The organism is Paraburkholderia sp. RL18-101-BIB-B (assembly GCF_046026985.1).
GTDB lineage: Bacteria > Pseudomonadota > Gammaproteobacteria > Burkholderiales > Burkholderiaceae > Paraburkholderia.
Genome location: NZ_JARESV010000085.1, coordinates 1 through 19,485, shown reverse-complemented (window position 1 = coordinate 19,485; position 19,485 = coordinate 1). Strand labels below are relative to the sequence as shown.

Genomic DNA, 19,485 nt, shown 5'->3' with positions numbered 1-19,485 from the left:
CGCCGCAAGCCCCGACAGCCTTCGCGGGTCCGAAGCGCTAACGGCTCACGAGCCAGTTCGCGCTTCGGTCGGCGCTGCTTAAGAAGAGACTGCGGCTCGCCGCTGGTTATCCCGGCGGGACATAAGAGCGACTAGTCGTTGCGCGAAGAACGGACCATCCGCGTCAGAGTAGCGTCCATGAACACCACATGATGGGCGATAGCGGCAAGCGTATGCAAGCCGATGAGCCAGAACGCTGCGTTTCCTATCAGGAAATGGGCGTCATTAAGGAACTTGTGCGCGATGGGGTCGGTGCCGAACAGTCGTATCTGTATGCCGCTGCCCGCCAGATTCACCGCGCTTCCGCCGGTGTTGACCATCGCAATGCCGAGCAAAGGCTGAACGAAGATCAGCAGATAGAGCGCAAGATGGACAAGCTTGGCCAGAAAGAGCTGGCCCCGGCTATGCATGAGTTCGTCAGGCTTGCCGTGCCACAACGTCCAGACGAGGCGGAGTACCGACAGCGACAGCACCAGTGTGCCGGCCCATATATGAATAGCATTCCAGAAGACGCGACTGTCGGAGCCTTTAGGGCCGCGTATCTCGATTGGAAAAAGACCGATGATGATTAAAAACGCGGTGGCTCAATGGAAAAAGATCGAGGGCGGGAATAGGAAGAAGAACCCTGTTTAGACGTTTTCATTTTTCATGTAACGGTTGTAGGTGGTTTGCAGTTCGGTGATCCGGCGGGCGGTGCCTTTGAGTGAACGGCAAAGCATCCTTGCTTATTCCCGACTGGGTCGCGTTTGCTCCCCCAGTTTTGTTATGAAATGTATTGGAGTGCCTGGCGCCGCTGCGGTTCGGCAGCGCGTTCCAGTCGGCAGGGCGCTCCTCGCAGTCCTCTGCGTGATCCTACACGATGCGTGCTCCCGTTACATGAGATAGATTGCGAATAGCTTTCGAAGACGCTTCGCGCCGGCCGTTTCACATCATCTGCTAACGTGACCATTCACCTAAGGCATGCGCCGCATGGGAAGTACCGACGCGGGCATGAAGGCCGGTGTCATATGCCGCGGGTCTCCAAGTCTCATGGAACATAACCGCCAGTTCGATCTCCTGTCGGGCTGAGTCGACGATTTTCTTCAATCCTTCGATCTCTTGGTGGGTATCGTCCATCTGAGTCGTCTACTAGCGAAATTATTTTGATAATAACGCGCAGATGCGACGAAGTCCGGCCCACGAACCGCCAGTCACGTGCCCGTACCTGGCGACGTTTTAATGGCCGCTTCGTTCGCATATCGGACGTCCTTCTTCGAACTCCAGCCGAGCTTCGTCCGTGGCTCCAATGAGGCCCATCGCAAATCCCATCAATATTTCGTTGGAGCGGCGAATGCCGCGAGCCGAGTCCTCATTCGGCGACGTGGCAGACCGCTTCGAGGTTGTTGCCATCGGGATCGGTCACGAACGCCGCATAGTAGTTCGCGTGATAGTCCGGTCTCGGTTTTGTCGCAATAAGGCGCTCTGGTAACGTTGCTCAATCGAAATGGTTGGGTGGGTGAAGAATGAAGACGCTGGATCCGGGTGTGGCACGTGCTAAAACGGTTGCACTATCCGCTGGAAGGTGCGACACGTGTCGCCGTCAGCCGCGCGTCAAGCGGCAGGTAGTTGGCGGTAAAGCTCGTTCTGGTCTTGTCGTACGCGGCGATCCGAAACGATCGCCGTGCTGCGACCTGCTGTACGACCAGCAGTTGCCTATCCAGACATGCGCAGCCGGTAACGGTTGGGTGTGAAGCTCTGGAGACAACGTGCCTCTCGACAGAAGGTTCACCCCGGCGACGGGGAAGAAATTGACACTGCCAGCCGCCGTGCGGTGTGAGGTGCAAGGCAAGTTCCGCATGCGCAACATAGGTGAACTGTTGATAAACCTCGTGAGGATAGCTGGGCCAAAGCGGCTGTCAGGCCCTGCCAAAAAGGCGTGTAGCCGGTTGCTTCGGTCATCCAACGAAGCACGTCGTCACAAGTGCTGCCGGGGGAAAGACAGGCGCTAAACGGACAAGCCCGGGAACATTCGGGTCGGCGAGGACGGGAACGTGGTAAGTCCAACTGTCCGCCTGCGCCAGAAGTTTGGCGCAGGCAGGTGACCTGCAAGGGAAGCTGTTGGGCAAGTGGATATGAGAACGCGGAAAAAGCGAACGGTGGCCGGTAATAGGTCGCATAGGGGTTCAAGGTTTGCCCTGACTCGAAAGAGTGCAGACTTCCGTGTGGTGCAGTTGTCGCAGGCCATCATCTGGGATTCGATGAAGGGCAGCTTGTGAGAGACCGGTATTTCTACGGTTCAGCGCCCTTTGCTTCGGTAACGAAGTGAATCGACGATGCGACGCGTGCGAAGGTTGTCGGACGTGCTTGGCAACCGGCGTCTTCGTGACGCTTAACGCTGTGCGCGAGCGCAGTGCGGTGAAAGTCGCATGCTGCGTTCTTCGGGGGCCGCGTTCCTGAGAGGGGCCGCGGCTACCCTCTTGATCCTGACCAGTGTGCGTTGGTACGTCGCCTATCCAAAGGGCCGACAATCGGTGTCCCGCATCAAGGCATTGGATGCCACGCTGTTGGCGAAGGAAGGCTATGAGCACTCGACGTTGTACTGGAACCTGCGCCGCCTGTACTTCTACATCGAGAACAACGCCGGTACGCTCGCGAACTATGGCATGCGCTATCACAAGGGGCTACCGATCAGCAGCAGCATTACCGAGTCCGCGGTGAACCTAGTGGTCAGCCATCGCATGGCGAAGAAGCAACAAATGCGATGAACGGACGAGGGAGCGCACTGTCTGGCACAGGTCAGAGTTGCTGTTCTCAACGAAGAACTCTCGGTTAAGAAACTTGCCGTGTTGACCACGACTTCTGCAGCTGCAAACTCGCCGAGTGCGCGCCGAGCGGCGTGAATTGACCTCCCACGGTTTGGTTCACTCTCCTGCGAAACGAAGTAAATGCGTCAACTCAGGGGCTCACGCCCTGTCCCGGCGGGCAGTGGCCAGTGACAAAATTACTTCGCTCTACGACAGGTGCGTCCGTGAGTGGCCAAGGCGGGTCGAGAGACCCGCTTGTAAGGCCATGCTGGGCCAGGAAATCGAACCAGTCGCGTCGCTGATCTCGCATTCCGAAATTTAGCTGCAAGCCGTCGGCGAAAACGGTGGCTTCTTCAGCGTAGCCTTAACTCCTTCGCCACTAAAGGTGGGCCTTTTTTCGTCGAAACAGTCTTAGCGAGGCTTTAGCTGGGTATCAGCTATCTGGCGCCTCCACCACCATGCCCACCTCCACCTCCACCTCCGCCATGGAAGCCTCCGCCTCCATGAGCCATGCCGCCAAAACCCGCGCGTCCTGCACCCACAAATCCGCGCCCAACGCCGACGTTGCCAAAACCACCTACCGGCCGCGGCGCATTCACAATCCCTGTTCGCATCTGAGCGAAGCCGCGCTGCGGTGCCTGAAGCGCATGGAAGCCCGAACCTCCAGCGAATCCGTGATCTTGATTCAATCCCACTGTATGATCTGAATGCTGGTGTCCGTAGAAGAAGTTGTCGCGGGCAATGCCCCTTGAAGCGTGTGACACGTAGGCAGCGTGGTTGTACATCACGTTGCGGTGATGCCAGTCGGAGTGCCAGTGGTGCCATCCCCAACGGTAGCCCCTGTAATATCCAAGGCCAAACGCCACACCAAATACGATTCCTGGGCCATCGAAGTACAGTCCCGAGTAGGGATACCAGCCCGGCCACACTGCTATCGGCGCGCCATAGATCAGCCACGGATTGTATTCCGGCACGTACACGAGATCCGCAACCGCTGGGTCGATGGCGATCGCGTCGCCGTCGTTGGTTACCGTCTCCTGAGAGTTACTCTGCAGGTTGCCGGCTGCTTGAGCCTGTTGGCGCAGTGCCTGAACCGCCGCCATTAAATCCTGTGGCTGGCTCAGATAGGTGTCACCTAGCGATGAAGTCCAGGCTAGGTTCTGGTCCATATTGGAGAGCACCGCAGGGAACTCCGTAAGCGCCTGGACGCTCGGATCCCAGTTCTGCTTGTTCACTTCAACGGCCAACGCGTCGCCTGTCAGTTCGGGGTGCGCCTGCATCCAACGATCGGCTTCGACAATCTGCACGGTATAGCTCGAAGCGGCGAGAATCTGCGCCACCAACGTGTCCGGATACAAAGCTATTGGCGCCACGAGTTGCTGCAACTGTTCCGGCGTGCGCTGTGCCGGCTGCGTAGGCGGAACCAACGATAGATCTGACTGATCCGCAGCCGCATTGTCCGCAAAACCTAACGCCAGACATGAGGACACAAAAACTGCCAAGCCCTGCTTCATGCATTTCATAAACCATCTCTCAGCTTGCGATTCCTATCTCGGCGACGCCGGGAATCAAGTCAGCGCCACACTTTGATCATAGGGCCGCGCCAAATCGAGCATAAACACACCGCCGCCCTCCGTAATACGTACGGTGACAAGCGACGTTACCGTACGCGCTGCGGCCCCACGGTTGGATGCTTAGGCCGGCCCGGAAAGTGCCAGTTCAGCACCGGAGCGGATCGCGATCCCTCTGGTGAACTGGTCAATCGAGGTTGCGATGAAATCGATCGTACTCTGGTCAGACAGCATCCCGTTGGCGCACTTCTGGGCGACATTCCCAATGACAATTTCTGGCATCGGCACCACGTCGCACAGCATCGAACTTAGCGTCTCGCGTAGCTGATGCTGCGCGCGCACCCCGCCTAGCGCGCCCGGCGACAGCGTACAGAACAGTACGGCCTTATCCGCGAAACAGCTAGCAAAGGCCGGTCGAGAAAGCCAGTCGAGCGCGTTCTTCAGGACACCGGGGATGCCATGATTGAACTCGGGTGTCACGATCACAATGCCATCGCAGTGCTTCACGCGTCCCCGTGCGTCGGCAACGGGTTCCGGCACAATCGTGTCTTCGATGTCCTGATTGTAATGCGGCATCTCACCAATATCGACTCGGCCCAAACCGTGGCCGCGAGCGCTCAGCAACTGCTCGAACGTCGCAAGAACCAGTGAAGAATATGACTTCTCCCGAAGACTTCCGGACAGGCCGACGAAATTGAACGATGGTTTCATGAATCTACTTCCTAAATGGATTTATCGGGCCATCAGGCAGATCACGATGCCGCGCGAGAGGCGATGGCAGACTTTCGGATCGAGGTTATGGTTCGAGCGTCTGCCTCAGACTCGTTGCCAGCCACGGATCCACCCGTGTGCATCGTTGTGGACTACCTTGTGGTCTTACTCAACTCCTACCTCACTTGCGCGCAGTAGTTCCTCGGATGTCGTGTGCTCAGAACGCGTAGCGGATACCGACCTGGAAGCCGGTCTCATCAGTCCCGGCGTCTGGCGTGAGGAACGCCCCAGGACTTAACGCCGCATCTGCCACCACGAACCGCGCCCCGTCCGAGTTCATCAGACGGGTACCCACCGCGTAAAGACGTGTGGACTTGGACAGGCTGTAGTTGGCGATAACGCCGAACTCCCTCGCGTTGTTGCCGAGCCCCGAACTGTCGATTGTCACGGCATAACCAAGGCCGATAGTGAGCGCAGGGGTCACGCGATAGTCCGCCGAAACCGTGTACGTGTCGTGGTAGTTACCCGGCGTATTGGTAACAGGGCCCGCCGCCGGGTTGCCCTTGCCCGCGGGACTCGTCAGCGCATTTCCTGTCGTCGCGGAGATAACGTCGTTGGTGCGAAAGAATCCGGCATACACCTTCCCATAGCCGTAGTCGTAGTTCGCGGCTGCGAGCAGTTGTTGAACGGAGTTGGTGTTGGTCGCGTTGTTTGCCTTGAAGTACGCCGCGACCGCGACAAGCGGTCCCTGTGTCGTTTGTACGCCAACCTGATAGACCGCGTTACCGGTGAACTCGCCCGGAACCCCTCCCGCGGCGTAATGAAATTCCAGCTGCGTGTTAGCGAAGACCGGTGTGAAGTAGGCAAGGTCGTTGTCGACGCGGATCTGCTCCATGATGAAGTTATTGAAGCCGGACCCATAGGTCGTGACGCCGAACGCATCGGCGTTGCCAAGAAGGGTAAACAGCGGGGAGTTCTGACGTCCGGCACGGAATTCGCCAAAGTCCCCCGATATACCGACCCACGCCTGCCGGTCAAAGAACCGGAACGAGTTCTGCTGCTGGCCCGATGTCGGATCAAAGCCGTTTTCCAGAACAAAATTGACGTGATTCCCACCGCCGATGTCCTCGGTACCGCGCACGCCGATCTTGCTGACAGATTCGGCATTATCGCCAAGAAGGGTGAGCGTCGTGTGCTTACCGTTGACCGTCGCCGACTGGTATCCGAGAAAGACATCATATGACCCGTAGAGAGTCACTGACGATTGCGCGACGGCCAGACCAGGAGCCATCAGAGACGCGAGTACGACTGCACAGGAAGAAAGACCGTATTTCTCGATTGGTTTCATCTATGTATTGAGGACTATTTAAAAGGGTGGCCCGGCTACAACATTCATCACGACACGCGAGAAGTCCCGACGCGCAATGAGAGGACGAACCCCGCCCTCTCGCTGCCGAGACCCAGTCAACGATGGATCACAAACGGGCTTTGCCGCATCGCTGCGCGGTAAAAGGAAGAATCGTAGTATTTCATCGGGTCGGCTAGCACCTTGTGGGGCATCGCATAACGGGTGCGTAGGGCAAGTACTGTACGCACTCCGGGGATGCTCATCCGGCCCTTGCGAAAGAACCCGGCGTGCGGGTCAAGGAGCTCTGCGTAGGTTTTCTCAGCCAGTTCCGGCGAGATGTTCGGAACGTTCTTTGTCAGGATACGAATAGCCGCATCATGGTTCTTCGGGTCGTACAGCCAGTCGACTGCCTGCCCGTACGCACGAATGAATCCGACCACGTCCGCACGGTGATCGCGCGCCCAGGAACGCCGTGTTGCCGCGACAATTCCCTGATACGGTCCGATTACATCAGTCGCTGTCGCAATCTGGTTGAACCCCGCGTCGCGCGCGAGGATATTGAACGGTGTGGACAGCAGTGTTCCAGCCTGGGCATGCTGTTTCAGAGCGCTCCAGCGTTGCGTCATACCGCCCGCGGGCTCAACGCTGTAATCGCTCTGGCTCAAGCCCTTTCGTGCCAGCATGTCGTACAGAACGAAGGCAAAGCCCGTAGTGCGGGCGTCAACCGACAGGGTCCTTCCCCGCAAGTCTGCGTAGCTCTTGATGTCCGACGTTGTGACGAGACTCAGGAAGCTACTGTCGCTTCCCATCACGGCAACGAAATCGGGCTGCGGGCCGATCGGCGCTTCACCCTCTCCTTCGACGTAGGCCACAACGTTGTCGATTGCTGTCATCGCGAGGTCAACATGCCCTTGAGACAGACCTGTCATCTGCGCAACGGAGCCAGGCGTTGCCTGCAACGTTACGTGGATGCCGTGCTGAGCGAACAGGCCATTATCCTGCGCGACGTAACTAGGCCAGTTAAAGCCTCCGGGGAATACGCTAACGCTTACCTCGTCCAGCCTGGGCGCCTGCGCTTCGGCTGAACCAGGACCGAAGGCCAGCGTCAGGCCAGCAAGCAAGGTGGCTACTGCAATTCTCCAAAGTCTGCCGCCGATCATTTAAGTCCCTATAGTTAAAACGATTGAGGAGCGATGCCGGAATGACTTCGCTGTTGTTACAACGCTTCGCTGCAGTGAAGTCGCTTATCCCCCGTCCGCGTTTGGGGGGTTCACTTAATTTGCGACCCTCTTGGTAAACGCAGGACGCACATGTTTAATCCCGGCCATGATCGCTCGCTTATTTCGCAGTGTTACAGGGAGTTTCGATGGTTTTGTCGCAGTAAGGCGCGATGGACGATGAAACGCGATTGCTATGTAATGCTTATGAAACGAGCGGGTAAAACTGCTGCGCGGCGGACAATTTGATTTTGCCAAGGTCCTCCATCTGTCCTTTTTTGATCATGTGCATGACTTCGATGCCGCTCAGAATGACACGCGCGCAGTCAAAATCCTTGAACCCGAGCATCGGTCTAGTGCGACGTTTGATGGCCCGGTGGTCCTGCTCCACCACGTTGTTCAAATACTTGACCTGCCGAACCATGATGGGCGTCTCGCGCTCGGCGTTCACCGCATGAAGCGCCGCCAGATTGGAACCGCTTTTGTCGATGGTCACCGTGTCGGGTGCGCCGTTCTGAGCGATGGCTTTATCGAAGAAGCGGCGCGCGGCGGCCTTGTCCCGGTTGGCTCTGAACAGAAAGTCGATGGTGTTACCCGCCTTGTCCACGGCGCGATACAGGTATTTCCACGAGCCTTTGACCTTGATATATGTTTCATCCATGCGCCAGCTCGTGCCCACCGGGCGTTTGTGTTTGCGAAACGTCTTTGCGAACAACGGTACCAGTTTGATCACCCACCGATGCACCGTCGAATGATCGACGCCGATGGCGCGCTCAGACATCATCTCCTCGAGATTGCGAAGACTTAGCCAATAGGCCACATACCATCGCACGCACAGCAGCATCACATCCAGCGGATAATGAAGCCGCTTCAAAACCTTCGCAATGCCTGTAGCAAGAGCCGTTCGTGGTATCGCGGTCTTCTTCATCGTGAGCCGAAGCAAAGTTTGTGCATCCCGAACTTTAACGCGGCATCGTTATTGCGACAGAACCACGCTGGGCAGGCAGCAAGTCTTTCTCTCAGAGGAGGTCGTGCGGCGTTTGATGAAACAGGAACGATTGACCGCTGCCACTACGAGGCGGCGTCGCTGCGGCTCCTACCTGGGGGAAATCAGCCCTGCGCCGGAGAACCTTATCAATCGCGACTTCCAGGCGGCAGCCCCGAACGAGAAGTGGCTCACCGACATCACGGAATTCCAGACCCCGGCCGGCAAGGTGTATCTATCGCCCGTGATCGACTGCTTTGATGGGCTGGTTATCAGCTGGTCAATAGGCACGCGTCCGGATGCCGAGCAATAGCAACGACCGGCCTGCCGTCCACTCTGATCGCGGCGCCCATTATCGCTGGCCGGGGTGGCTCTCGCGGATACGCGATGCGAAGCTGGTTCGCTCGATGTCGCGCAAAGGATGCTCGTCCGACAATGCGGCCTGCGAAGGCTTCTTCGGGCGGCTGAAAACGGAGCTGTTCTATCCTCGGGACTGGCAAGCTACAACCATTGACCAATTCATTGAGGTGGTTGATTCCTACATCCGCTGGTATAACGAAAAGCGGATCAAGATTTCGCTTGGCTCACTCAGCCCCATCGAATACCGAGAGAGCCTCGGCCTTGCGGCATAAACAGTCCAAGATTTTTGCCGCACCCCCAGTGGCTCAATTTTCGGTCGGCGTAAACAGTCACTAGACATGTGAGTTCCTCAACCTTGAGGAGTGGAAAATTGACATTCCGGCGCTGCCGGATGGCCTTCTTCAAGCAATCGTGTTTTGCGCACCTTGCGCGATGCGGCTAACGGTCCTCTCGACATCAGTCTCGAAGCCCATACCGGAAGTGGCAAGTCGCTTTTTTTACTTCCTGCTTCTGAGAGATGCATAACAAATTCCCTTTGGTGTTTCCGGCAATTTAGTTGACATGCTTGCGAGTGTCGTGTTCCCACAGATTCATTACGCTGTTTTACAGCGTCGACACTTGTTCATACGTCAATTCCCATTTGAAGAACCAAGCTTCAGCGCGGTTTTCCGTACGTCGACCGATCGCAAGTGCTTTTGCGTATTCCGTTCCGCGCGGTCCAATGTCGGCAACATCGGGCTTGCCTCGGGCCTCGCGAGTGTGCTCAAGTACTGCGCGTGAAATGGCACCGACCTATCGGTCTACAGTCAGGACGAACTCGGCGCCATCGCCGACAGTCTGAACAGCCGGCCTCGCGCGGACCACGCATTCCATTCTCCATGCGAGGTCTTCGCCGCCACGCTTGCCTCAGCGAGCCAACCTCACGGTTCTAAACACTAGACTCCGTGTTGCACTTCAGTTTGAAACCGCCCCCCTTTACCTCTGCCTTTCAATGGGTGACAGCTTCACTACGATCTACGCTTAGGCGAGGTCGAACCGGTCGAGGTTCATCACCTTGACCCAGGCTGCGACGAAGTCGCGGATGAATCTCTCCTGCGCGTCCTCGCTTGCATAAACTTCGCACAGGGCACGGAGTTGGGCATGCGAACCGAAGACCAAGTCGACACGGGTGCCTGTCCATTTGAGCTGGCCGGTCTTGCGGTCACGCCCCTCGAACACGTCCCGGGCCGGCGACAGCGGCTTCCATTCCGTACCCATATCGAGCAGGTTGCGGAAGAAGTCGTTGGACAGCGTTTCCGGCCGGTGGGTGAAGACGCCGTGTGAATTCTGCCCGGCATGGACGTTCAGGACGCGCAGGCCGCCGATAAGCACCGTCATCTCGGGGGCCGTCAGCGTCAGCAATTGCGCCTCGTCGATCAACAAAGCCTCGGCCGGGACGCTGTACTTGCCCTTGAGGTAGTTGCGAAAGCCATCGGCGACCGGTTCGAGGGCCGCGACGGATTGCACGTCGGTCTGTTCCTGCGAGGCGTCCATGCGGCCCGGCGAGAAAGGCACGCTCACATGATGGCCTGCGTTCTTTACCGCGTGTTCGATGCCAGCGCAGCCGGCCAGCACAATCAGGTCGGCCAGCGAGATCTTCTTGCCGCCGGACTGCGCGCCGTTGAACTCGCCCTGGATGCCTTCGAGGACTTTCATCACCTTCGCCAGTTGCCGGGGCTGGTTGACTTCCCAGTCTTTCTGCGGCGCGAGGCGAATGCGCGAGCCATTGGCGCCGCCGCGCTTGTCGGAACCACGGAACGTCGACGCCGATGCCCAGGCGGTCGACACCAGCTGCGAGACGGACAGTCCCGACGCCAGAATCTTCTGCTTGAGCGAGGCGACGTCCTGCTCGTTGACCAGTGCGTGGTTGACCGCCGGGATGGGGTCCTGCCAGATCAGTTCTTCAGCGGGCACTTCCGGTCCGAGATAGCGGACGCGCGGCCCCATGTCGCGGTGGGTCAGCTTGAACCATGCTCGGGCGAAGGCGTCGGCGAGCTGGTCGGGATTCGCCAGAAAACGCCGTGAAATCTTCTCGTAGGCGGGATCGAAGCGCAGCGAGAGGTCGGTGGTGAGCATCGTCGGCCGCTGCTTCTTCAAGGGATCGAAAGCATGCGGGATGGTTTCGTCGCCACCCTTGGCGACCCATTGGTTGGCGCCGGCGGGGCTTTTGGTCAGTTCCCATTCATACTTGAACAGGTTCTCGAAGAAGCCGTTGCCCCACTTCGTCGGCGTAGTGGTCCAGGTGACTTCCAGTCCGCTGGAGATCGCGTCGGCGCCCTTGCCGGTGCCGAAGCTGCTCTTCCAGCCCAGCCCCTGGTTCTCGAGGCCGGCGGCCTCGGGTACCGGACCCACATTGTCGGCAGGACCGGCGCCGTGTGTCTTGCCAAAGCTGTGGCCACCGGCGATCAGCGCGACCGTTTCCTCGTCGTTCATGGCCATGCGCGCGAAGGTTTCACGGATGTCATGCGCCGCGGCGAGCGGATCAGGATTGCCGTCGGGACCTTCCGGGTTGACATAGATCAGGCCCATCTGTACGGCGCCCAGCGGATTTTCCAGGTTGCGTCCGTGATCGTCGCGGCTGACTTCGCTGCCGTGCAGTTCCGGATCGGCCACGATCACGCCTTCGGCGTCACTACCGGCGGCACCCTTGCCATAACGGACGTCGCCGCCCAGCCAGGTCTTTTCGTTGCCCCAGTAGACGTCCAGATCCGGCTCCCAGGTGTCGGCGCGACCGCCACCGAAGCCGAACGTCTTGAAACCCATGGTCTCGAGCGCGACGTTGCCGGTAAGGATCAGCAGATCGGCCCAGGAAATTTTCTGGCCGTATTTCTGTTTGATCGGCCACAGCAGGCGGCGGGCCTTGTCGAGGCTGACGTTGTCCGGCCAGCTGTTGAGCGGCGCGAAGCGTTGCTGGCCGCGCCCTGCACCCCCGCGGCCATCGCCGATACGATACGTGCCGGCACTGTGCCAGGCCATGCGGATGAATAGCGGACCGTAGTGGCCAAAGTCTGCCGGCCACCAGTCCTGCGAAGTGGTCATCAGCGCGGCGAGGTCCTTCTTCACCGCGGCGAGATCGAGGCTTTTGAACGCCTCGGCGTAATTGAAGCTGGTGTCCATCGGGTTGGACTTATTGGAGTGCTGGCTGAGCAGATCCAGCCGCAGTCGCTTTGGCCACCAGTCACGGTTCGTCGTGCCGCCACCGGCGGCAAGGTTGAACGGGCACTTTGCTTCGTTTGACATGTGTTATTTCCTTGGGAAAACGTACCTACTAGTTGTTCTACTATGGCGTCAGGTTTCAATGGTGCATCGCGGCACAAGAGCTAAGTCCATTGCGACGTGCATCGCCGCAGCCGAGGGTGTCGCCCGCATTGACGGCGTCGTGACTTGCGAAATGTGACCAATGCATCGCGCGGACGGGTTGGGGCTTATCGTATTCCTCTCATCCGCCCTTCAATTGGGATGTCATCCTATCGGATCGGTCAGAGTCATTGCGTTGCTCCGACTCGCCGCAAGGCGTCGGCGGCAGTCCTGTTGCGTTGCGCGATCGCCATCTGCAACACAGTGCCGCCGCGAGCATCGACATGATTGACACTGGCGCCATGCGCGACAAGCACCGGAATCATATCGAGCCGGCCGAATAGCGCGGCAAACGCCAATGCCGTCTCCCCAGCGTTGTTCGTTTGGTCGATGTCGCAACGCGTATCGAGCAACATCGTTGCAATTTCCGTCTCGCCTTTGAAGAGCGCACCCATCAGCGCCGTGTTGCCGTGCCGGTCGGCGGCACACGCGTTGGCGCCTGCGGAAAGAAGGGCTTTCAACGTCTCCGGGTGGTCGTCGTACGCGCTAAGAATGAGCGCGGTATATCCCTCGGGCGTCGCTGTCTCAAGCGGGTAATGGGCATCGACCAGCGCCTGTACGATATCCGTGCGGCCCGCACGTGCCGCGGCAAACCAGTCGTCGGTCAACTTCGGCACGTCAGCCGCGCCCGAATACGGTCCCGCGCTGCGCGCAGCTCGCCGTCAACAGGGCGGTCATTGCGGCGACCATGGCGGTTCGGACAAAACGCGGCGCAGTAGCAAAACATTGCATTACCTTCTCCGTGAAGGACCGTATTCAACCAGCAGCAGAGCCTGCCTGCGCAGGCCCCCGATGCTTCAGTTTTCGCTCAGTTGTGCCGCCGCGTCGCGCACGCGAGCGACGTCCGCGCTGGTTGCACGCGCAAGGCGGGTGCCGTAGTCGGAATCAGCCTTATAGAAGTACGAAAGCATCGTGTACTTGTTCGCATCGTTGGTCACGCGGCCGAGGTCGGCCGACAGCGCGGTAACCAGATCTGTCCTCTCGGTTTCGGACAACGTGCGGTAGTACTCACCGGCCTGACGGAAGTCGAGCGTCTTGTGAATCGCTCGTTGCTGGGTAGTCCCTTTGAGCGGCGTCTGCACATACTTGTACCTGTCCTGCTGAGCGATCTCGGCGATTCCTGAGGGCTCGTAGTTCACTTCTCCCTTGCGATCTCCTTCATTCATGAAGCCGTCCTGGTTGTTATTGTTCACCGGTACGAGCGGGCGATTGATCGGCAACTGATTGAAGTTCGCACCGAGGCGATACATCTGTGTGTCGGCATAGGAGAACAAGCGGCCCTGCAACATCCGGTCCTCAGATGGCTCGATCCCCGGCACCAGCCGCGACGGTGCGAATGCAGACTCTTCTGTGGACTCGAAGTAGTTATCGGGAACGCGGTTGAGCGTCATCGTGCCCACCTTCTTCTCGGGGATGGAAGACGGCCACACTTTCGTGTCATCAAGCGCATCAAAATCGAACTTGTCGAGATCCTTCGGCGAGAGCACCTGGACGTACAGGTCCCATTGCGGATAAGAATGGGCCTTGACCGCGTTGTACAGGTCATTGGTCATCAAATTCCAGTCGGCGCCGATTGAGTGCGGAATATCCTGAGGGCGAATGCCTTCAATACCCTGACGGCTCTTCCAGTGGAACTTTACGTAGTGAATTTCTCCTTTCGCATTGACGAACTTGAAAGCGTGCACGCCGAAGCCGTCCATGTGGCGGTATGAATCGGGCATGCCTTCGTCCGTGTACAGGTGCGTGAGCATGTTCGTTGCTTCTGGGGTGTGCGCGAAGAAGTCAAACGCGAGGTTCGGGTCCTGTACACCCGTAACTGCGGACGGCTTGTTTGCATGCACAAAGTCCGGGAACTTGATGGCATCGCGAATGAAGAAGATCGGCCAATTGATGCCGACGATGTCCCAGTTGCCTTGCTGCGTGTAAAACTTGACCGCGAAACCGCGCGGGTCACGTGCCTGCTCAGGCGAGCCGCGATAACCCATCACGGTCGAAAAGCGAACGAACACCGGGGTCTTCGTGCCTGGTGTGAACACCTGCGCGGTAGTCAGCGAACTGATATCGGCAGTCGGCACGAACTCGCCAAAGAGGCCTGTGCCACGCGCATGCACGACACGCTCAGGTATCCGTTCGCGATCAAAGCGCTGCAGCTTTTCAATTAAATGGGAATCTTGCAAAAGAACCGGACCGTGGAAGCCTGCGGTCTGAGAGTTCTGATTGTCGCCGACCGGTGATCCATTGTCTCGAGTCATATCGGCTGCATTCGCGTTGAATGCAATCGCCGTAGACGAGGCTATTGAAACAATACTGATTGCGAGTTGGGTTTTCCATGTTTTCATGTTGTAATCCTTATTGCATAGAGTGCCAGTGGACAATGCGAAATTTAACGAGGTGCGAACGGATGCCTCCGCGCTTCACGGAAAGCTCAGTGTCGCAAACCCAGGTGCCGCTCGGCACCTAACGAACAGATATTGCCAAGATGTCGACGTGGGCACTTCGCTAGCGGCACGAAATATGCGCTATCGCACGATAAAGCGCTCAGCGGTAACGCCCGGCCAGCACGCTAGCACGAGGTCTGTAGGGTTAAAACGCCACGAACGGACGTGCCGAGAGTTGGAAGCCTCTCGCCAATCACGAAACACCAGGCTCGCCGACCGTGTCGTGCTCCTGGATGACGCAATCCTCGAATGGATAAACGGACAGCCTTGCGTGGGGCCTGAGCGATGACAAGAGTCGGACTGCCCGATTGCGCGACATCTACCCATGCGTCCAACCGATGGGCGACGCATCCCTTTCCAGTCGGTGCCGGCCAGGCCCCCTCTGCGTTCGCTGCGCGGATTGCAAAGCCGACGTCGAGCTTTGATGCGTCGTCGAGTTCGCTTTCAGGTTCGATCTTGGCTGTACTTGTACAGCCAGCGATCACCAAAATGACGACAAGAATCCCAAGGTTGACGACTTTCAATGACGCCGATGCTTGCACGGCTGTACCCCGTTCGTGTAAGTCGGCTACGCGGCGAATGTGACGCATTACGATCGCCGTCGTGCGCATTTGGATCGGGAACCAAGCATCTGGCGCTAGTTGCTCGCCCATCGCGACGACGAGCGATGATCGTGCTGAAATGCGAGAAGTCGTATGCCGCCACGGCAGGAGTATGTCGCTAGCGGGCGGCGCTCGCCATCGTGCGGTCGAAGCGCCCCCGGACGTCAGGATGTTCGGCGAGGTACTCGTAGAGATGCGTCCCGAACACCCTTATCGCGGCGGATTCGCCTGTCGTGACGGTGTAGAGCAGTTCGCCCCAGAGCGGGAATAGCAACTCCGTGTTGAAGATCGCACGCTGGCGCACGGACCAGTTGTGATCTGAGCGGAGCAGTTGACCCGATTCCGTCAGGGCGAATCGGCCGTCTTCGAGCGCCAGGAAAAGTCCCCGGCTGACGAGGAACGCGATGATGCGCCGCAGGACGGCCGCGCTGAACCCTGCCCCGATCAACCTCTAACCCTCGACCCTGTCGCCTATACCAAGACATGGTATGCAGCCGCTCAAACGGAGGCTAAAATAAAGGGGCTGCAATGCGTGATTGTGTTGGCAATCGTTGTCGATTCGATCGGTCATCACGAATCGCGCTGCCCCAAACCTCTGAGATACCGGAATGTCGAATACGTCTTACGATGACATCGTTCGGCTCACTGAATGGAATGCCAACTCGCTGGCGTGATTCGACCGCGCACAGAACGTTTCGATGTCTTCGCGCTACCGCCCTTGTACGCGAACGTGCGTCAAATGACGGGCCGCCCAGGCGAAGTCTGGCTGTCTGAATCCGGCACCGATCATCTGCTACGGTACCGCTCCCGCTCAGCGGAGATTAACGGGAATTGACGGGGCATCATGCTGACGTGGTCCACAGGTGTCAACGCAGGCGATCGGACGCCGAAGTCAGGCGCCTCAGATAAACTATCCAAATGCGGCTCATTGATTTGGCATAAGTGTTTCCATCTACTATTCGAGAAAAACTTAACGCACCTAGTTGATTGTCTCGTTCTCCGCGCTTATGGGCTAGGTCTGCCGCTTGTGAAAATTCAATTCGCAAGCCTCAAAGCCTCATTGGGCATGGCCCCGCGGAATGTTGGCTCGTCCACTGCCCGCAAGTGACAACTTCACCTTCGCAATGGTGACATATTCAATTTAGCCTACGACTGACCAACGGTGAATTCTGTCTGCTCAACGCTTTTCTGGCTTCTCCGGGACGGATTCTGACGCGCGAACAACTTCTCGAGGCGAGCCGTCTTTACGACGACGTGTACGGCCGATCCATCGATGTCCAGATTCTCCGGCTGCGTCGCAAGTTCGAAGAAGATCCGTCTCGTCCGCAATGCATCAAGACCGAACGCGGTGCGGGGTACATTTTCGCGGCGGCCGTCGATAAACTTAGCGCTGCAGCGACGTAAGCGATTCCCGGCGCGTATGCAAACTCGCGGCGGCGAAACAATGCTGCACCGCCGGATCCCGTTAACGTTGAAGGCGAGCATGTATTCGCCACCACTTGGGTGAATTGCCAACCATTCTCTTGAACGCTGAAGAGAAATGGGACAGCGTACTAAAGCCGCACGCCAGTGCAATTTGCGAAACCGGCCAGTCCGATTCCAGTAAAAGCCTTTGGGCAAATTCGACACGGCGACGACGCAGATATGCGTACGGTGCGAAGCCCGTGGCCAGCCGAAACTGCGCGGCGAAATGCATACGCGTGAGGCCAACACTCGCTGCAATGTCACCGAGTGTCAACGGCTCAGCAAGATGAGCCTCCATATAGTCGATAGCGCGGCGCAGGCGCCACTGCGGCAGAGCCGTTACCTTTCTGAAGGAGGGCGCGCGATCGTTTGCAAAACGGTATTTGAGAAGTCGCGCGACGATCGCTGTAGAGATACTCTCTACGTAGATATCACCAAAAACGGAGTCGCTGCCCTGTTCGCTCGCCAGGGCGTGGCCTAGTCGCTCTATTGATGCGTCGCAGGTGATATGCGGCGCACCCAGGATGATGTCGCCATTATGTGGGCGATCGAAAGCCTCCTGATAGTGCTGCACGAGGAGCCGCTGCGGCACATAGAGATGCAGCACATCGCAAGTTGAGTGGAAGATCACTGTGGCGCTCTGTCCAGGATTAGTCACGTGGATGGCGCCGGGCGTCACTTTACCATCGTAAAGCATTATTCCTGATCGATAGGTGAGCGCCATAGATTTAAGGCTGATGCCGATGGTGTGGTGATCATCGGTGCCCTGACTCGTGTACTCAACTGGCTCAGTATCTTGACGCCTCCACCGTGACACGAAAACGCGGTCGGTCAACACCGTTTGTGTCGCCTCGGGCAAAAGGGGACCGCGCCAGCAATCTTCCGCAGCAATTGGCTCTGCGATGCGGTGTTGGGGAGTCGGAGTGCCGTGATCAAGGATGGCAAGACCGCTTGCACCATATGCTTCGGTCAATGTTGTTGTCACCCGATGGCCCCCTGTCGAAGAGGACATTCGAGATCAGATTGTCTGCTGCATCGCGGACGAAGGATAAATTCAGAAACGGGCTTTTTGTAAGGTTCACTAATATACGTGCGACGACGACGTAGGCTCTCCCGATTCTGAATACAAATCCAGTTGCCACTGTCTACTTGCCGCAATAAATCCGTAAGCGTGTTCGAAGAATCGCAACCAGTCGTGAATAGATGCTTAACCATCATTACAAAGTAGGTGAGAAGTGATCCGAACGTCCGTTCCCGAGGGCGAGGAGAGCCACCTGGCGACGCATCCAGGCCGCCCCGGCAAGGTGTCCGACTGACATGAATCATTCGCTGACGATGATTGGACTCATCGCTCGTCGGCCTAGCAGACAACCGGGCCCAACACTGGCGCCCGTCGGCCGACGGGTGCCATTTTCCAAAAGCGCGCTAGCGGGCAGGTCATCCATGCGACCGCCAATCGATTACATCGGCGGAGCGACTCCATCCTTTTCGACCACCACGCGCTGCGCGACAAACGCACCCTGCGATGCGGGCGTCGCGACCACAAATACCTTCTTGCCCGCGGTCAGGTCGGTGCGTGCGGCCGGCGTGAAAGTCACGATGGGTACGTTAGGCGGTACAGTCACCTCATTGTTGCCACCTTTGTACGACAGCTTCAGATTCCGGCCGCTGGTACCCTGAACAACCGTGTCGACGTTCGCATTCGTCATCGTGCTGTTCGGACCGAGGTCCCATGCGTAGTGACCTTCACCCGAGCCGCGCGCGGATTCGGGGAAGACGACCACTTCGGTGGCCGTCAACTTTCCGTCAGTGCCCGTCGTTGCGGCGGTGCCGACGAAGGAGCCCGGCTTGATGTCCGAAAGCTCCATGGCCTTGACCGCAGACACGGCAACGGTCGATTTGAGCTCGATTGACACAGTGTCGCCGCTACGACGATGCACCTTCAGGACGTCGCCGTCGAGCGAGACAATATCGCCGCGGATGCGCGACGGTTTGGCGGTGGGCGTCTGAGCGAGCACGACACTGGCAAAAGCCAGCGTGGCGAGGGTGACGCCAAGTTTCAAGCGGATAGACATGGATGCTCCGTAAAGGACTGTTGAGTTTCGAGAGTGGACTAGTGCACATCAGGAACCGCCGAACCAGTTATAGCCCTGGTTCTCCCAGTAACCACCGGGATATTCGTTCGTCACACTGATTGCGACGATATGCTTCGGATTCTTGTATCCGAGCTTGGTCGGCATACGCAGCTTCATTGGGAAACCGTATTTCGGCGGCAGCACTTCGCCGTCGTACGTAAGTGTGAGCAGCGTCTGAACATGCAACGCAGTTGGCATGTCGATACTGGTCCAGTAGTTGTCCGCACAGTGCAGTGACACGTACTTCGCCGTGATGTCCGCGCCCGAATGCTTCAGGAAACTGGAGAAACGCACGCCGCCCCATCGGCCGATCGCACTCCATCCTTCGATGCAGATATGGCGCGTGATCTGGCTTTCCTGCGGCAACGCGCGCAGCTCGTCGAGCGTCCAGACGCGTTTGCCAGTCGCGAGGCCACCCACCTGTAGCCGGTATGTA

Annotated in this window: 15 protein-coding genes and 4 pseudogenes; 5 read left to right on the top strand and 14 right to left on the bottom strand. The window is 58.1% G+C overall.

Translation table 11 applies throughout. The annotated features are described in order from the left end of the window. Positions 1 to 131: 131 nt before the first annotated feature. Positions 132 to 638: pseudogene (locus P0D73_RS44375) on the bottom strand (cytochrome b). A gap of 337 nt (positions 639 to 975) precedes the next feature. Beyond that, positions 976 to 1,155 (bottom strand): hypothetical protein, encoded by a 180-nt coding sequence (locus tag P0D73_RS44370; RefSeq protein WP_408436050.1) that lies wholly within the window; start codon positions 1,153 to 1,155, stop codon positions 976 to 978. Between the two features lie 1,289 nt (positions 1,156 to 2,444). On the opposite strand from P0D73_RS44370, the gene P0D73_RS44365 reads away from it, so the two are divergent. After that, positions 2,445 to 2,783 (top strand): hypothetical protein, encoded by a 339-nt coding sequence (locus P0D73_RS44365; RefSeq protein WP_408436048.1) that lies wholly within the window; start codon positions 2,445 to 2,447, stop codon positions 2,781 to 2,783. A 476-nt stretch (positions 2,784 to 3,259) separates the two neighbouring features. Here P0D73_RS44365 and P0D73_RS44360 read toward each other — a convergent pair whose 3' ends face one another. The 5 genes from P0D73_RS44360 to P0D73_RS44340 all read right to left on the bottom strand — a co-directional run bounded on the left by P0D73_RS44360 (position 3,260) and on the right by P0D73_RS44340 (position 8,597). Continuing rightward, on the bottom strand, positions 3,260 to 4,336 hold the full coding sequence (locus tag P0D73_RS44360) for a DUF3300 domain-containing protein (protein WP_408436046.1): 1,077 nt from the start codon (positions 4,334 to 4,336) through the stop codon (positions 3,260 to 3,262). Between the two features lie 180 nt (positions 4,337 to 4,516). Continuing rightward, the gene (locus tag P0D73_RS44355) at positions 4,517 to 5,104 is read right to left on the bottom strand and encodes an NADPH-dependent FMN reductase (RefSeq protein ID WP_408436044.1); all 588 of its coding nucleotides are present in this window, start codon (positions 5,102 to 5,104) and stop codon (positions 4,517 to 4,519) included. Between the two features lie 217 nt (positions 5,105 to 5,321). Then, entirely contained in the window at positions 5,322 to 6,452 is a 1,131-nt protein-coding gene (locus P0D73_RS44350; protein WP_408436042.1) for a porin, read from the bottom strand. A 116-nt stretch (positions 6,453 to 6,568) separates the two neighbouring features. Next, complete coding sequence (locus tag P0D73_RS44345) at positions 6,569 to 7,612, bottom strand: ABC transporter substrate-binding protein (RefSeq protein WP_408436040.1); 1,044 nt, start codon at positions 7,610 to 7,612, stop codon at positions 6,569 to 6,571. A 262-nt stretch (positions 7,613 to 7,874) separates the two neighbouring features. Further along, positions 7,875 to 8,597 (bottom strand): IS6 family transposase, encoded by a 723-nt coding sequence (locus P0D73_RS44340; protein WP_408436038.1) that lies wholly within the window; start codon positions 8,595 to 8,597, stop codon positions 7,875 to 7,877. Between the two features lie 58 nt (positions 8,598 to 8,655). On the opposite strand from P0D73_RS44340, the pseudogene P0D73_RS44335 reads away from it, so the two are divergent. Both P0D73_RS44335 and P0D73_RS44330 read left to right on the top strand, forming a co-directional pair. After that, positions 8,656 to 9,286 (top strand): annotated as a pseudogene (locus P0D73_RS44335) (IS3 family transposase); the annotation flags it as partial. 511 nt (positions 9,287 to 9,797) lie between these two features. Continuing rightward, a pseudogene (locus P0D73_RS44330) lies at positions 9,798 to 9,953 on the top strand (IS30 family transposase); the annotation flags it as partial. A gap of 81 nt (positions 9,954 to 10,034) precedes the next feature. On the opposite strand, the gene katG reads toward P0D73_RS44330, so the two are convergent. From katG to P0D73_RS44310, 4 genes are all read right to left on the bottom strand, one after another. After that, entirely contained in the window at positions 10,035 to 12,293 is a 2,259-nt protein-coding gene (gene katG, locus P0D73_RS44325; RefSeq protein WP_408436036.1) for a catalase/peroxidase HPI, read from the bottom strand. Between the two features lie 245 nt (positions 12,294 to 12,538). Beyond that, positions 12,539 to 13,027 (bottom strand): ankyrin repeat domain-containing protein, encoded by a 489-nt coding sequence (locus P0D73_RS44320; protein ID WP_408436034.1) that lies wholly within the window; start codon positions 13,025 to 13,027, stop codon positions 12,539 to 12,541. Positions 13,028 to 13,207: 180 nt separating this feature from the next. Next, positions 13,208 to 14,662 (bottom strand): catalase, encoded by a 1,455-nt coding sequence (locus tag P0D73_RS44315; protein ID WP_408436054.1) that lies wholly within the window; start codon positions 14,660 to 14,662, stop codon positions 13,208 to 13,210. A gap of 906 nt (positions 14,663 to 15,568) precedes the next feature. Next, entirely contained in the window at positions 15,569 to 15,898 is a 330-nt protein-coding gene (locus tag P0D73_RS44310; RefSeq protein WP_408436032.1) for a hypothetical protein, read from the bottom strand. 184 nt (positions 15,899 to 16,082) lie between these two features. Between P0D73_RS44310 and P0D73_RS44305 the strand changes: the two are divergent. Continuing rightward, positions 16,083 to 16,285: pseudogene (locus P0D73_RS44305) on the top strand (lyase); the annotation flags it as partial. A 299-nt stretch (positions 16,286 to 16,584) separates the two neighbouring features. Beyond that, positions 16,585 to 16,854 (top strand): winged helix-turn-helix domain-containing protein, encoded by a 270-nt coding sequence (locus tag P0D73_RS44300; protein ID WP_408436052.1) that lies wholly within the window; start codon positions 16,585 to 16,587, stop codon positions 16,852 to 16,854. 61 nt (positions 16,855 to 16,915) lie between these two features. Here P0D73_RS44300 and P0D73_RS44295 read toward each other — a convergent pair whose 3' ends face one another. The 3 genes from P0D73_RS44295 to P0D73_RS44285 all read right to left on the bottom strand — a co-directional run. Continuing rightward, positions 16,916 to 17,887: a helix-turn-helix domain-containing protein gene (locus P0D73_RS44295; protein ID WP_408436030.1), complete on the bottom strand. Its 972-nt coding sequence runs from the start codon at positions 17,885 to 17,887 to the stop codon at positions 16,916 to 16,918. 487 nt (positions 17,888 to 18,374) lie between these two features. Further along, positions 18,375 to 18,989 carry a hypothetical protein gene (locus tag P0D73_RS44290; protein ID WP_408436028.1) on the bottom strand — a complete coding sequence of 205 codons (615 nt, stop codon included), beginning with the start codon at positions 18,987 to 18,989 and terminating at the stop codon, positions 18,375 to 18,377. Between the two features lie 48 nt (positions 18,990 to 19,037). Beyond that, a partial coding sequence (locus P0D73_RS44285) for a molybdopterin-dependent oxidoreductase (RefSeq protein WP_408436026.1) occupies positions 19,038 to 19,485 on the bottom strand: 448 nt, incomplete at its 5' end.

Excerpts from the sequence above, each read along its gene's own strand:
- P0D73_RS44370 (WP_408436050.1), bottom strand. The coding sequence starts at position 1,155 with ATGGACGATACCCACCAAGAGATCGAAGGATTGAAGAAAATCGTCGAC.
- P0D73_RS44365 (WP_408436048.1), top strand. The coding sequence starts at position 2,445 with ATGCTGCGTTCTTCGGGGGCCGCGTTCCTGAGAGGGGCCGCGGCTACC.
- P0D73_RS44360 (WP_408436046.1), bottom strand. The coding sequence starts at position 4,336 with ATGAAGCAGGGCTTGGCAGTTTTTGTGTCCTCATGTCTGGCGTTAGGT.
- P0D73_RS44355 (WP_408436044.1), bottom strand. The coding sequence starts at position 5,104 with ATGAAACCATCGTTCAATTTCGTCGGCCTGTCCGGAAGTCTTCGGGAG.
- P0D73_RS44350 (WP_408436042.1), bottom strand. The coding sequence starts at position 6,452 with ATGAAACCAATCGAGAAATACGGTCTTTCTTCCTGTGCAGTCGTACTC.
- P0D73_RS44345 (WP_408436040.1), bottom strand. The coding sequence starts at position 7,612 with ATGATCGGCGGCAGACTTTGGAGAATTGCAGTAGCCACCTTGCTTGCT.
- P0D73_RS44340 (WP_408436038.1), bottom strand. The coding sequence starts at position 8,597 with ATGAAGAAGACCGCGATACCACGAACGGCTCTTGCTACAGGCATTGCG.
- katG (WP_408436036.1), bottom strand. The coding sequence starts at position 12,293 with ATGTCAAACGAAGCAAAGTGCCCGTTCAACCTTGCCGCCGGTGGCGGC.
- P0D73_RS44315 (WP_408436054.1), bottom strand. The coding sequence starts at position 14,662 with ATGACTCGAGACAATGGATCACCGGTCGGCGACAATCAGAACTCTCAG.
- P0D73_RS44290 (WP_408436028.1), bottom strand. The coding sequence starts at position 18,989 with ATGTCTATCCGCTTGAAACTTGGCGTCACCCTCGCCACGCTGGCTTTT.